The 13583-nt window shown below is 57.0% G+C and carries 17 protein-coding genes; 7 read left to right on the top strand and 10 right to left on the bottom strand.

The window, feature by feature from the left end; translation table 11 throughout:
* Positions 1-173: 173 nt before the first annotated feature.
* Positions 174-545, bottom strand: a complete 372-nt coding sequence (locus PGR10_RS22295; RefSeq protein ID WP_087858307.1) for a winged helix-turn-helix transcriptional regulator — start codon at positions 543-545, stop codon at positions 174-176.
* Between the two features lie 89 nt (positions 546-634).
* On the opposite strand from PGR10_RS22295, the gene PGR10_RS22290 reads away from it, so the two are divergent.
* From PGR10_RS22290 to ytfE, 4 genes are all read left to right on the top strand, one after another.
* Positions 635-1483 carry an SDR family oxidoreductase gene (locus PGR10_RS22290; protein ID WP_430924116.1) on the top strand — a complete coding sequence of 283 codons (849 nt, stop codon included), beginning with the start codon at positions 635-637 and terminating at the stop codon, positions 1481-1483.
* 80 nt (positions 1484-1563) lie between these two features.
* Positions 1564-2388, top strand: a complete 825-nt coding sequence (locus PGR10_RS22285; protein WP_020079805.1) for an AraC family transcriptional regulator — start codon at positions 1564-1566, stop codon at positions 2386-2388.
* Positions 2389-2464: 76 nt separating this feature from the next.
* On the top strand, positions 2465-3439 hold the full coding sequence (locus tag PGR10_RS22280; protein WP_162750236.1) for a DMT family transporter: 975 nt from the start codon (positions 2465-2467) through the stop codon (positions 3437-3439).
* A gap of 82 nt (positions 3440-3521) precedes the next feature.
* Entirely contained in the window at positions 3522-4187 is a 666-nt protein-coding gene (ytfE, locus tag PGR10_RS22275) for an iron-sulfur cluster repair protein YtfE (RefSeq protein ID WP_113374753.1), read from the top strand.
* Between the two features lie 63 nt (positions 4188-4250).
* Here the strand turns inward: ytfE and cycA are convergent, their stop codons facing one another.
* On the bottom strand, positions 4251-5654 hold the full coding sequence (cycA, locus tag PGR10_RS22270) for a D-serine/D-alanine/glycine transporter (RefSeq protein WP_015368603.1): 1404 nt from the start codon (positions 5652-5654) through the stop codon (positions 4251-4253).
* A gap of 307 nt (positions 5655-5961) precedes the next feature.
* Positions 5962-6582, bottom strand: a complete 621-nt coding sequence (gene fklB / locus PGR10_RS22265; protein WP_002886687.1) for an FKBP-type peptidyl-prolyl cis-trans isomerase — start codon at positions 6580-6582, stop codon at positions 5962-5964.
* A gap of 209 nt (positions 6583-6791) precedes the next feature.
* On the opposite strand from fklB, the gene PGR10_RS22260 reads away from it, so the two are divergent.
* Positions 6792-7469: a LysM-like peptidoglycan-binding domain-containing protein gene (locus tag PGR10_RS22260; RefSeq protein WP_047053215.1), complete on the top strand. Its 678-nt coding sequence runs from the start codon at positions 6792-6794 to the stop codon at positions 7467-7469.
* Positions 7470-7501: 32 nt separating this feature from the next.
* On the opposite strand, the gene PGR10_RS22255 is transcribed toward PGR10_RS22260, so the two are convergent.
* The 5 genes from PGR10_RS22255 to rpsF all read right to left on the bottom strand — a co-directional run bounded on the left by PGR10_RS22255 (position 7502) and on the right by rpsF (position 10021).
* A complete protein-coding gene (locus PGR10_RS22255) occupies positions 7502-8437 on the bottom strand; it encodes a DMT family transporter (RefSeq protein WP_430924115.1) in 936 nt (311 codons plus the stop codon).
* A 145-nt stretch (positions 8438-8582) separates the two neighbouring features.
* Positions 8583-9032 (bottom strand): 50S ribosomal protein L9, encoded by a 450-nt coding sequence (gene rplI, locus PGR10_RS22250; protein ID WP_015368607.1) that lies wholly within the window; start codon positions 9030-9032, stop codon positions 8583-8585.
* Between the two features lie 41 nt (positions 9033-9073).
* Entirely contained in the window at positions 9074-9301 is a 228-nt protein-coding gene (gene rpsR / locus PGR10_RS22245) for a 30S ribosomal protein S18 (RefSeq protein WP_000135199.1), read from the bottom strand.
* A 4-nt stretch (positions 9302-9305) separates the two neighbouring features.
* Positions 9306-9620: a primosomal replication protein N gene (gene priB, locus PGR10_RS22240; RefSeq protein WP_015704181.1), complete on the bottom strand. Its 315-nt coding sequence runs from the start codon at positions 9618-9620 to the stop codon at positions 9306-9308.
* 5 nt (positions 9621-9625) lie between these two features.
* Complete coding sequence (rpsF, locus tag PGR10_RS22235) at positions 9626-10021, bottom strand: 30S ribosomal protein S6 (protein ID WP_004098001.1); 396 nt, start codon at positions 10019-10021, stop codon at positions 9626-9628.
* A gap of 339 nt (positions 10022-10360) precedes the next feature.
* Here rpsF and PGR10_RS22230 point away from each other — a divergent pair, with 339 nt between their 5' ends.
* Together PGR10_RS22230 and PGR10_RS22225 are read left to right on the top strand one after the other, a co-directional pair.
* The gene (locus PGR10_RS22230) at positions 10361-10636 is read left to right on the top strand and encodes a DUF1471 domain-containing protein (protein ID WP_020079809.1); all 276 of its coding nucleotides are present in this window, start codon (positions 10361-10363) and stop codon (positions 10634-10636) included.
* A 147-nt stretch (positions 10637-10783) separates the two neighbouring features.
* A complete protein-coding gene (locus PGR10_RS22225) occupies positions 10784-11977 on the top strand; it encodes an MFS transporter (protein WP_430924114.1) in 1194 nt (397 codons plus the stop codon).
* 61 nt (positions 11978-12038) lie between these two features.
* On the opposite strand, the gene PGR10_RS22220 is transcribed toward PGR10_RS22225, so the two are convergent.
* Complete coding sequence (locus tag PGR10_RS22220; protein ID WP_430924113.1) at positions 12039-12725, bottom strand: L-ribulose-5-phosphate 4-epimerase; 687 nt, start codon at positions 12723-12725, stop codon at positions 12039-12041.
* Positions 12725-13579, bottom strand: a complete 855-nt coding sequence (locus PGR10_RS22215; protein WP_113374751.1) for an L-ribulose-5-phosphate 3-epimerase — start codon at positions 13577-13579, stop codon at positions 12725-12727. The genes PGR10_RS22220 and PGR10_RS22215 overlap by 1 nt, the downstream gene beginning before the upstream one ends.
* Positions 13580-13583 lie beyond the last annotated feature (4 nt).

Raw genomic sequence — 13583 nt, 5'->3', positions numbered from 1 at the left:
GCGCTTACCGGGGCTACAAAGCGGAGCTGGCTGGTAGCCCGGATAAGGCGCCAGCCGCTATCCGGGTACAGCTCCCCGGTGGCGCTGCGCTTACCGGGGCTACAAAGTGGAGCGGGCTGGTAGCCCGGATTAGGCGCCAGCCGCTATCCGGGGTTACAGGGAGTGATACTTTTTCACTCCCCGTGGTTAGCCAGCACCGCGGGGAGATTCAGCTCGATCCAGTCCGCCAGCGCCGCCACCTTCTCGCTCACCTGCAGACCGAGCGGCGTCAGGCTATATTCAACATGCGGCGGCACCACCGGATACGAGACGCGGTCGATAAAGCCATCCAGTTCCAGCGCCTGTAAGGATTGCGCCAGCATTTTTTCGCTGACGCCGCCCATTTTGCGCCGCAGATCGCTAAAGCGGTGAGTTCCCTCGCGAAGCGCCACCAGAATCAACACGCCCCAGCGGCTGGTCACGTGTTTTAGCACATCACGCGACGGGCACTGTTCAGCAAACAGATCCCCGTTGCGCAGTTTGTCGCTCAGCGTCGGTTCGGCCATTTTATACTTACCTTTTTGTACGTACTTACTAAAAGTTAGTTAAGGTGTTAGCTTACCACAACTGCCAATGAACACGAAGGAGAAGAACTATGATCGCGATTACCGGCGCCACCGGCCAGCTTGGCCAGCACGTACTGCATGATCTGTTAAAAACCGTCCCCGCCAGCCAGATTTTGGCGATTGTCCGCAACCCGGCGAAAGCGCAAGCGCTCAGCCAGCAGGGCGTGATTGTGCGCCAGGCCGAATACGGCGATGAAGCCGCGCTTACTGCCGCGCTGCAGGGGGTTGATAAACTGCTATTAATCTCCTCAAGCGAAGTCGGCCAGCGTGCCGTCCAGCACCGTAACGTCATCAACGCCGCCAAAGCCGCTGGGGTGAAATTTATCGCCTATACCAGCCTGCTGCACGCCGATACCTCACCGCTGGGCCTGGCCGGTGAACATATCGAAACCGAACAAATGCTGGCTGATTCCGGTATTCCTTACGCGCTGCTGCGCAACGGCTGGTATACCGAAAACTATCTGGCCAGCGCGCCGCCGGCGCTGGAACACGGCGTGTTTATTGGCGCCGCCGGGGAGGGTAAAATCGCCTCCGCCACCCGTGCCGATTATGCCGCCGCCGCCGCCCACGTTATCGCCGGCGAGGGCCATGCCGGGAAAGTTTACGAACTGGCGGGAGACAACGCCTGGACTCTGAGCGAACTGGCTGCCGAGCTGAGCAAGCAAAGCGGGAAAAATGTGGTTTATCAGAACCTCAGCGAAGCCGATTTCGCCGCCGCGTTGAAGAACGTCGGCCTGCCGGCCGGGCTTGCCGATATGCTGGCGGATTCCGATACCGGCGCGTCGAAAGGCGGACTGTTTGACGACAGCCGCACCCTGAGCAAACTGATTGGCCGCCCGACCACGTCGCTTGCCGATAGCGTAAAAGGCATCATCTAACCAATCCCTGTCAGTTTTTGCGGTTGCGTCCCGGCGCTTCATCTCTAATATTGAAGGGATGAATCGTCGGGAGACACGGCATGCAGGGCGTACCACCACAATTTAGCGATGAAAAAGACCGCGCGCGCTTTCGCCATCTCGAACAACTTCCCGGCGTAGAGCTCTATCACGCCCATATTTCTCGTTATGCCTTTGAACCGCATACCCACGAAGCCTTCGGCATCGGCGTGATTGAACAAGGCGCCGAACGCTTTCGCTATCGTGGCAGCCAGCACGTCGCTTCAGCCAATTCCATCGTCACCATGAATCCGGATGAGCTCCATACCGGCGAGGCGGAAACCGCCGAAGGCTGGCGCTACCGGATGATTTATCTGGAGCCGGATCGGCTGGAAGCCTTCACCGGCGTTCGCCACTGGTGGTTCAGTGAGGTCGTGCGCCAGGAGCCGCAGCGTGCCCGGCAAATCGGCCAACTGATTTACGGCCTGTGGCACGCTGACGATCCGCTGGCGCAGCAAGGGATGCTACTCGACCTGGTTGATACCTTCCGCCCGCTGGCCCACCATGCGCCAATGGCGCCGGAAGCGGCGCACCGCTTCGATCGGGTACGCGACTACCTGCACGATAACTATATGCGCGCCGTCAGCCTTGATGAACTGGCGCAGGTGGCAGCGCTCAGCCCCTATCACTTCCAGCGCCAGTTTAAAGCCCACTTTCACGTTACCCCGCACCAGATGCTGATGGCGATTCGCCTGTGGCGCGCCAAGGCGTTTCTGACCCACGGCATGCCCGCCGCCGAAGTGGCCATCGCCGCCGGATTAACCGACCAGTCACATTTAACCCGCGCCTTCACCCGTCGCTACGGCATCACGCCGGTGCGTTATCAAAAACAGGTCGCCGGGCGCTAAAGCGCAATCTCATACAATATTCTTACCCTCGCGCCCTCCTACACTTGGCGCAAGCAAACTGAAGATGGATGTCATCATGATTAGCGGCGTGTTGTATGCCCTGCTGGCGGGGTTAATGTGGGGGCTGATTTTCGTCGGCCCGTTGCTGGTGCCGGAATATCCCGCGGTGCTGCAGTCGATGGGGCGCTATCTGGCGCTGGGACTTATCGCCTTGCCGCTGGCGTGGCTCGGCCGCGCGCGTCTGCGGCAGCTGAACGGCAAGGATTGGTGGACCGCGCTGGCGCTGACCATGATGGGGAACCTGATCTATTACTTCTGTCTTGCCAGCGCCATTCAGCGCACCGGCGCGCCGGTCTCGACAATGATTATCGGCACCCTGCCGGTAGTATTGCCGGTGTGCGCCAACCTACTGTATAGCCAGCGCGATGGCAAGCTACCGTGGCGGCGGCTATTTCCGGCGCTAATCTGTATCGCCCTGGGGCTGGTGTGCGTCAACGTGGCGGAGCTGCAGCACGGGCTTCCTGATTTCAGCCCGTGGCGCTATGGTTCGGGCATTGTTCTCGCGCTGATCGCCGTCGTCTGCTGGGCGTGGTACGCCCTGCGCAACGCCCGCTGGCTGCGTGAAAACCCGGATAAGCCGCCGATGATGTGGGCCACCGCGCAGGCGTTGGTCACCCTGCCGGTATCGCTGGTCGGTTATATTGCCGCCTGCGGATGGCTGCAGGGCCAGCATAGCGACTTCCCGCTCCCCTTCGGCCCGCGCCCGGCGGTGTTCATCGTCCTGATGCTGGCGATCGCCGTGCTCTGCTCGTGGGTCGGCGCACTGTGCTGGAACATTGCCAGCCAGCGCCTGCCGACGGTGATCCTCGGGCCGCTGATCGTCTTCGAGACGCTGGCCGGTCTGCTGTACACCTTCCTGCTACGCCAGAGTCTTCCTCCGCTGCTGACGCTGAGCGGGATCCTGCTGCTGGTGCTCGGTGTGGTGTCGGCGGTTCGCGCCCGCCCGGAAAAACCGGTTCTGCAGGAACTGCGCGTCGAGCCAAAAAAATAGCCTGGTATCCTAAAGGGGTATTCCCATGGATTAAAGATGCATTTAATATGCATCTTATATTCTTGATGACGAGGTAACTGCTATGGCTTTCCGTGACCAACCTTTAGGCGAGCTGGCGCTGAGCATCCCGCGCGCCTCCGCGCTGTTCCGTAAATACGATATGGATTACTGCTGCGGCGGCAAACAAACCCTGGAGCGCGCGGCGGCGCGCAAAACGCTGGACGTCGCGGCGATTGAAGCCGAACTGGCAAAACTGGCCGAGCAGCCGATCGAGCGCGACTGGCGCGCCGCGCCGTTCACCGACATCATCGACCACATCATCGTTCGCTATCATGATCGTCACCGTGAACAGCTGCCGGAACTGATCCTGCAGGCAACCAAGGTTGAACGCGTCCACGCCGATAAACCGAACGTGCCAAAAGGGCTAACTAAATACCTGACCATGCTGCACCAGGAGCTCTCCAGCCACATGATGAAAGAAGAGCAGATTCTGTTCCCGATGATCAAACAGGGGATGGGAACCCAGGCCGGTGGTCCTATCAGCGTGATGGAAAGCGAGCACGACGAGGCGGGCGAACTGCTGGAAGTGATCAAACACATCACCCATAACGTGACGCCGCCGCCGGAAGCCTGCACCACCTGGAAAGCGATGTACAACGGCATTAACGAAATGATTGACGACCTGATGGAGCACATCAGTCTGGAAAATAACGTGCTGTTCCCGCGTGCCCTCGCCGGAAAATCATAAAAAAAGGCGCCCGCAGGCGCCCTCTCGACATTGTCAGTTTATTGGCCACTCCGGGTGGCCTTTTTATTTCGCCAGACGTTTTTTACCGGCAAACAGCCAGCCTGCGCCCAGCAGAACAAACCACAGCGGGGTGACCATCAGCGCCTCGCGGGTATCATCTTCCAGCGTCAACAGCACCAGTACGAAGACGAAGAAGGCCATGCACACCCAGCACATCACTTTACCCAGCGGCATCTTATAGATGGACTTCTCGTGCAGCTGCGGACGCTTTTTACGATAGACCAGGTAAGAGCAGAGGATAATGGTCCAGACGAACATGAACAGAATTGCCGACACCGTGGTGATCATGGTGAACGCGGCAATCACGCTCGGGTTGACCATCAGCATCACCACGCCGCCCAGCAGGCACATGCAGGAGAAGGTTAAGCCCTTCGCCGGCACCGCGCGTTTAGACAGCTTGGCGAACATTTTCGGCGCCTGACCTTCCTGCGCCAGACCGAACAGCATACGACTGGTGGAGAACACTCCGCTGTTAGCGGAAGAGGCGGCGGAAGTCAGTACCACGAAGTTGATCAGGCTGGCGGCAGCCGGCAGGCCGACCAGAACAAACAGCTCAACGAACGGGCTCTTGCTCGGCACGACGGAGCTCCACGGCGTCACCGACATAATCACAATCAGCGCGAAGACGTAGAACATAATGATACGCAGCGGGATGGAGTTGATCGCCCGCGGCAGTGATTTTTCCGGGTCTTTGGTTTCCGCCGCGGTAGTACCCACCAGCTCAATCCCCACGAAGGCGAATACCGCTATCTGGAAGCCGGCAAAGAAACCGCTGAGGCCTTTCGGGAACCAGCCGCCGTCATTCCACAGATGCGCGAATGAGGCTTCGACGCCGGTCGGCGATTTAAAGTGCATCATCACCATCACCAGGCCGACCACGATCAGCGCCACGATAGCGACGATTTTGATCATCGCGAACCAGAACTCCATTTCGCCAAACATCTTCACGGTTGCGAGGTTCAGGCCCAGCAGCAGCAGGATAACCGCTAACGAAGCGACCCAGTCAGAAAGTCCGGGGAACCAGAACTGCGCGTAGGCGGTGATGGCGACAACGTCCGCCATCCCGGTGACCACCCAGCAGAACCAGTAGGTCCAGCCGGTAAAATACCCCGCCCACGGCCCTAACAGGTCGGAGGCGAAGTCACTGAATGATTTATATTCGAGGTTCGACAGCAGTAATTCGCCCATTGCACGCATGACGAAAAACAGCATAAAACCGATGATCATATAAACAAAAATAATGGATGGCCCGGCGAGACTGATGGTCTTGCCAGACCCCATAAACAGCCCGGTGCCGATCGCCCCGCCGATAGCAATAAGCTGAATATGCCGGTTAGTGAGATTTCGCCGTAGCGATTGTTCAGTCGTCTCCTGCTCGTCGGCAACGACTTTGACCTGATCTACCATGTGATTTTCTTCCTGTTGTACCTGTCTGTGTTGTTCAGGCTCTGTTGGCCTGTCATTTGTCGCAACCCTGGCAAGAGGGTTTATCGATATTAGGTAAGAATCGGAGGGATGAATACTATGATTTAGATATAATGTTAATTTTATGTTTAAAGTGAGTGTTATATCACCAATGTAACGCGAAACAGCTCACAAAAATACACTCAACGAACTTATATGCAATACAAAATTCCAATAAATTTATAACTTAAGGATTTTACACTGTTTTTATTGGCTCCCTCCCCCTGACAGGAGAGGAAGCCCCTGGTGCTTAAATAATGTCCAGCAGCTCAACTTCAAAGATCAGGGTGCTGAATGGCGGGATAGAAGCGCCCGCGCCGCGCTCGCCGTAAGCCAGGTTGTGCGGAATGGTCAGTTCCCATTTGGAACCTACCGGCATCAGGGTCAGCGCTTCGATCCAGCCGCCGATCACGCCGGTCACCGGGAATTCAGCCGGTTCGCCGCGGGCCACGGAGCTATCGAACACGGTACCGTCGATAAGCTTACCGGTGTAGTGAACGCGTACGCGGTCGGTACGCGCCGGGATCGGGCCTTCGCCCTGCGTCAGTACGCGGAACTGCAGACCAGATTCAGTGCTGTTCACGCCTTCTTTTTCACGGTTTTCATCGAGGTATTTCTGGCCATCGGCGGCCATCGCCTGGAAGCGCTCACGACGCACGGCGTCAGCGCGTTCGTGGATTTCACGCAGCGCGCGGTGTACGGCTTCAACCGGCACCTGCGGCTGGTTGCCTTCCAGCGCATCGGCAATGCCGGCAACCAGCGCTTCCGGCAGCAGCCCCTGCAGGCCGGATTCGCTCAGTTGTTGTCCAACCTGCAAGCCGATACCGTAACTTGCCTGCGCTTCGATAGTGTCAAAAGTCGGGGTTGCCATCTTTGTTCCTTTTTTGGGTGATAAACATCTTGAGAAAAGCGTTCGAAAGCATAACAGCCATAGAGGAATGGGTAAAACTTTGTCGGCGGATGATGACAAATCTCAGCGAAACAGAAACAATAGGCGATATCAGGTTAACCTCTACCTTCAGGACGTTAGCCGTCTATACTCATAAGCAGGATAAAAATATGCGGAGCAGGAGGAAAGCCATGCCCGGGCGCTTTGAATTGACATCTACCCTGGCGAAGATCTGGCACGCCCCGGATCAACTTCGTCTCATGGATCCGCTACCGCCCATGCATCGCCGCGGCATCATCGCCGGCTTCCTGCTGGTCATTATTGGTTTCCTGCTCCCCTCCGGCGATAACAGCACGCCGACCCAGGCCAGCCGCGAAGCTAATCTCGATCTGCAGTCCCAGTCTCAGCCGCAAGGTTCGGGCAATCAGGCCGTGCCGCTTCCGCCAATCACCAATACGCCGACGGTCAGCGATGCCGACCAGGTTGCGCCTGTGGCGCCTGAAGCCATTCAGGATGAACAGCCGGACCAGACGCAGACGCAAACTTCTTCTTCTTCTCAGCCGTACCAGCAGCCGGCGCAGCAGCAATCTGCGCCGGGCATTGAACAGCAGTGGCGCACCTACCGGATTGAATCGGGCAAAACGCTGGCGCAATTGTTCCGCGACCACGGACTGCCAGCCACTGACGTCTACGCCATGGCGCAGGTCGAAGGCGCCGGCAAACCATTAAGCACCTTGCAGAGTGGACAGACGGTGCAAATTCGCCAGAACGCCAACGGCGTCGTCACCGGCCTCACTATTGATACCGGCAACGGCCAGCAGGTGCTGTTCACCCGCCAGTCGAACGGCAGCTTCGTGCGCGCGCGATAAACGCTTCGCTTAGGCCGGGTTGTACGCCCGGCCTAATGCGCCTGGCTTTTGTTCACCCAGCGGATCCCTACACACACCAGGACCAGCGCGATCGCGTACTTCCACTCAAAGATATTCTCGCCAAGAAAGATCGCTGACAGCACCGTCCCGGCCACCGGGATAACAAAGTTAAACGGCGCAATCATACTGACGCGATTGTGCTTGAGCAGCACGCTCCATAGCGCAAAAGCTATCGACGACAGCAGAGTTAAATAGCCAAGGATCATCGCTGCGGTCAGGCTGTGCATCCGTAGCTCCCCGCCGGTCAGATACCCGCCCGCCACCAGCACCAGACCGCCGAAGGCCAGCTGCCAGCCGGTCATCACCGTCGGGTCGACGGTTTGCGAGATGCGTTTGCCGTAGAGCGTCGCCGCCGAGAGGATGAACGCCGCCAGCACGACAAAGCCATCGCCCTGCCAGACAAAATTAAAATCGCCCAATGAGGTGTTGAAGTTCACCAACATCACGCCGACGAAGCCCAGCACACAGCCGATAGTTTTGTTATAGCTGAGCCGGTCATTCTGGTAGATAAAATGCGCCAGCAGAACGCTGAAGAACGTCCCGGTGGCATTCATAATCGATCCCTTCACTCCGGTGGTGAACGCCAGGCCGACGTAGAAGAAGGCGTACTGGATAGCGGTCTGCGTCAGCCCCAGCATCGCCAGCTGCCCGCACTGGCGGCCATTGAGCCGGGCGATGGGTTTGCGCTGCGCGAGCGCAAACAGCAGCAACAATAAGCCTGCAAACAGGAAGCGATAACCGGCAAAAACAATTTTTGAGGGGACATCATCGGTGGCGATGTGCAGAAGTTCATAGCCGTTTTTTATCGAGGGATAAGAACTGCCCCACAGCAGACAGCATAGCGTCGCGCAGACATAAGCTACTTTTTTATTGGCAAAAATCGAGGGGGTCGGAAAGGAAGCGTCCATTAACTTTACCGGAAATAAAATCGTGTTTTATTTTATCATCCAGAAAGTGGCGAGAATAGCTACCATACCAGATAAAAATCAGGCAGGCGCTAAAAAGCAAAACGCCGGCACAAGGCCGGCGCATCGACGTGAGTTGAGTAAAAAATTACTCAGCTACAACGTTAACAACCAGTTTAGCGAAGACTTCGCTGTGAACCTGGAAGTCTACTTCGTGCTCACCGGTGGTGCGCAGAACGCCGTTCGGCAGGCGAACTTCGCTCTTCGCAACGGCAACGCCAGCTGCAGAAACAGCGTCAGCGATGTCGCGAGTACCGATGGAACCGAACAGTTTACCTTCGTCGCCAGATTTGGACGCGATGGTAACGGTGCCCAGTGCGTTGATTGCTTCAGCACGTGCGTTAGCAGCGGCCAGAACGTCAGCCAGTTTGGCTTCCAGTTCAGCGCGGCGCGCTTCGAAGAACTCAACGTTTTTCTTGGTAGCTGGAACAGCTTTACCCTGTGGTACCAGGAAGTTACGAGCATAGCCCGCTTTAACGTTTACCTGATCACCCAGGCTACCCAGGTTTGCTACTTTATCAAGCAGAATAACTTGCATTACCTTATCCTCTCAAAGTCGTATTAATGGACCGTGACCGATTACTGATGACGATCAGTGTACGGCAGCAGGGACAGGTAGCGTGCGCGTTTGATAGCGCGAGCCAGCTGACGCTGATATTTTGCACGGGTACCGGTGATACGGCTTGGGACAATCTTACCGCTTTCGGTGATGTAGTTTTTCAGCGTAGCGATATCTTTATAGTCGATCTCTTGAACGCCTTCCGCGGTGAAACGGCAGAACTTGCGACGACGGAAATAACGTGCCATATGGCTAGTCTCCAGAATCTATCAATTCAATCTGCTCGGCATGCAGAACCATTTTACTCAAGCCGTTCTTTGCCTTATGGCAACTAATGAACCCTTGAACGGTGACTGCGCTACCGACCGTTATACTGTGAGTAATGGCCTGGTTCTCGTGTCCGCTAATAATAACGGGCATTTGGCACCACGCCTGCCGGTGAAAACCGGCTTCCTCCTGCACAGAACGATGCTCAAGCACGAACTGGCAATGAGGAATTCCTGACGGGCTGACCTTTCGAAGGGGCATCCTGCACACGGTGCCGGACAACACCAGACGGTTGGTCATCAGGATTACTCTTCAGAATCCCCAGCTTCAGAATCATCTGCGGTTTCGTTAGCGAAATCTTCACGACGCTCACGGCGCTCGTCTTTCGCTTTAACCATCGGAGATGCTTCGGTAACAGCGTGCTTAGTACGCATTACCATGCTGCGGATAACGGCGTCGTTGAAGCGGAAGTTAGTTTCCAGCTCATCGATCGCTTCCTGCGGCGCTTCAACGTTCAGCAGAACGTAGTGAGCTTTGTGCAGTTTGTTGATCGGATAAGCCAGCTGACGGCGGCCCCAGTCTTCCAGACGGTGGATCGTACCTTCTGCTGCAGTGATTGCACCAGTGTAACGTTCGATCATGCCCGGAACCTGTTCGCTCTGGTCAGGATGGACCATAAAAACGATTTCGTAATGACGCATCGAATTGCTCCTTACGGATTATTCAGCCTCCTGTCTGGGTCAGCCGCGGCCCATGGAGGCAAGGAACGTGTTAAAGGGCGGCTGAAAAATTGACGCGTCATTCTAATTGCGCCCCCCCAGGAACACAAGCGCATTTGCACAAATAATTCGCACTAAGCGCCAAGCTGGGCTAAGTGGGTGATTTAAAATTAACCAATAACGAACGCGGCATTTTTTTGAACAACTGCATCAGAAAAGGTCGCTATCAGGCGACGCGCCAGCGATTACAATTTAATCAATAGCCAGACACCAGCAAGAGGAGTCCAGCGTTTTACCCGTACTGTCAGTAAGGAGCGTTCTATGAAAAGCATTATCATCGCCGTAATGGCTGCGCTACTCCTTAGCGCCAACGCGCTGGCAGCCATCAAAATCGATGGGCGTCAGGCTCGCAACATGGATGATGTGCAGAGTCTGGGCGTAATCTATATCAACCATAATATGGCTAGCGAACAAGAGGCCGACCAGGCCCTGAACCAGGAAAGCGATGCCCTGGGAGCGAAGTACTTCCAGCCAATCCTGATTCACGAACCGCAGAGCAATGGCCTTATTCATGCCAGCGCCGCTATTTACCGCTAACCCAGGTCGATGCTTCGCCTCTCCTCATGAGGGGCGAAGCGAAAGCCTACGTAAACGCAATTGAGAATTATTTTCCAAACTGACTTACCAGCGTCATCGCAACCTGATTTAATCATCAATTCACCGTTTGTTAATCAGGAGTGATTGATGGTCCCGCGTTTCGCGACGTTAGGTCGCATCCCTAAAGGAGTTTGGGTACTCGGCGGCGTCAGCCTGTTAATGGATGTCTCGTCAGAGATGATCCACAGCCTGCTACCGTTGTTTATGGCCACCACGCTCGGCGCCAGCGTCATTATCATCGGTCTTATCGAAGGGCTGGCCGAAGCCACCGCCTTAATTCTCAAAGTCTTCTCCGGCGTTATTAGCGACTACGTTGGCAAACGCAAAGGGCTGGCGCTGCTTGGCTACGGGCTGGGGGCGATCAGCAAGCCGCTGTTTGCCCTCGCGCCGAGCGCCGGGGTGGTATTTAGCGCCCGCATGATCGACCGCATCGGAAAAGGTATCCGCGGAGCGCCGCGCGATGCACTAGTCGCCGACGTAACGCCGCCGGAGATCCGTGGCGCGGCCTACGGGCTACGTCAGGCACTGGATACCGTCGGCGCCTTTCTCGGCCCGCTGCTGGCGGTGCTGCTGATGTTCATCTGGGCCAACGATTTTCACGCTATCTTCTGGGTGGCGGTCATTCCCGCCGTACTATCCATTGCTCTACTGGGCTTTGGCCTGCAGGAGCCGAAATCCGCCATCGCGCACAAACGTAGCAATCCGCTGAAGCGCGAAAACCTGAAAAAGCTCTCCGCCGCCTACTGGTGGGTGGTGGCGATCGGCAGTATCTTCACCCTCGCCCGCTTCAGCGAAGCTTTTTTGGTGCTGCGCGCCCAGCAGATGGAGATCCCGCTGTTTACTATTCCGCTGGTCATGGTCGCGATGAACCTGGTCTACAGCCTCACGGCTTACCCGTTCGGTAAGCTCTCTGACAGCATGAGTCACAGTAAACTGCTGCAATGGGGGCTGCTGGTGCTGATCCTCGCCGATATCGTGCTGGCGCTCAGCGGCCACTGGAGCACGCTGCTGATCGGCGTCGCGCTGTGGGGGATTCACATGGGGATGACTCAAGGCCTACTGGCGGCCATGGTTGCGCATACCGCGCCGCCGGAACTACGCGGTACGGCATTCGGCATGTTTAACCTGATGAGCGGCCTGGCGCTGCTGCTGGCCAGTACCGGCGCAGGGGTACTGTGGGAAACCTTCGGCGCAGCCTCGACGTTTTACGCCGGCGCGATGATTTGCGTGGTCACGCTCATCGGCATGCGCTGTATGCCATCGGCCTATCGTCAGGGTTAAAAACGGCTCCGGGGCCAGACCAGTTGCTTCACCCTGAGGTGAAAGCCCCGGAGCGCGTAGCTTACTTCTGCCCGTAGTAGGCGTCAGGCCCGTGTTTACGCAGAAAATGTTTCTCCATTAGCCAGCCGTCGATGGGCTGTAGCTGCGGATTAATCCCGCGGGCGATCCACGCCATTCGCGCCACTTCTTCCATCACCACCGCATTGTGCACCGCCTCGTGGGCATCTTTCCCCCAGGAAAAGGGTCCGTGCTGATAGACCACAATCCCTGGCGTATGTAACGGGTTGGCCTCGCCCAGCGTTTCGATAATCACCTTCCCGGTGTTCAGCTCATAGGCCTCTTCCACCTCCTGTGCGCTGAGCGCCCGGGTGCAGGGGATATCACCGAAGAAGTAGTCCGCGTGGGTGGTGCCGAGCGCCGGGATTGCCAGCCCCGCCTGCGCCCAGGCGGTAGCGTGCGTCGAGTGGGTATGCACCACCCCGCCAAGGCCGGAATAACGGTGGTATAACGCAAGGTGGGTAGCGGTATCAGAAGAGGGACGCCAGCGCCCCTCCACCACGTTGCCCTGCAAATCGACCACCACCATATCATCGACGGTCATTGACTCGTAGGCTACGCCGCTGGGCTTAATCACCACCAGCCCACGCTGCCGGTCGATTGCGCTGACGTTGCCCCAGGTAAAGGTCACCAGCCCGTAGCGCGGCAGATCCATATTAGCTGCAAATACCTGCTGTTTAAGCTGCTGCATTATGCCGCCTCCGTCAGGCCTGCGCGGGCCATCCGCGCCTTTACCCAGTCACGGGCTTTCGCGACTTCCGCCGCCGGGTCATCGGTGGTTTCGCTCCACATTTCAATCAGATACGGACCACAGTAGCCTGTCTGCTTGAGCGTTTCGAAACAACGTTCAAAATCGACGACCCCTTCACCAAACGGCACGTTTTTGAAGACGCCGGGCTTCGTATCTTTGACGTGTACCGCCACGATATGCCCCATGCCGGCCTGCAATTCCATTTGTACGTCGTTATCCCACGCCGACAGATTGCCAATATCCGGATAAAGCTGGAACCACGGATTATTCAGGTAGTGAGCATAGCCCAACGCCTTACTGATCGAGTTCATCAGCGGATAGTCCATGATTTCCATCGCCAGCGTCACCTGGGCCCGGCTGGCCATCCCGACGCTCTCTTTCAGGCCTTCGCGAAAACGGCGTCGAGTCTCATCATTCGCCTGCTGATAATAAACATCGTAGCCTGCCAGTTGGATCACCCGAATCCCCACATCCTGCGCCAGCTGGATGGCTTTACGCATGATGTCCAGTCCCTGATTACGCACCGCGTCATCTTCGCTGCCGAGCGGAAAACGACGATGGGCGCTAAGGCACATCGATGGTACCCGGACGCCGGTTTCGGCTACCGCCTTGACCAGCGCCAGGCGCTGCTCCTGGCTCCAGTCCAGCCGGGCGAGACGAGCATCGGTTTCATCAAGCGACATTTCGACAAAGTCAAAACCGAGGGTTTTCGCGAGCTGTAACCGCTCCAGCCAGCACTCCCCGCCGGGGAGCGCTTTTTCATAGATACCGAGCGGAATGTGTTTCGACAACATAGCC

It is taken from the genome of Klebsiella sp. 141198 (genome assembly GCF_050600785.1).
In the GTDB taxonomy this organism is placed as follows: domain Bacteria; phylum Pseudomonadota; class Gammaproteobacteria; order Enterobacterales; family Enterobacteriaceae; genus Klebsiella; species Klebsiella aerogenes.
The sequence above is the reverse complement of the archived record's forward strand: the minus strand, read 5'-3'. Positions and strand labels throughout refer to the sequence as shown.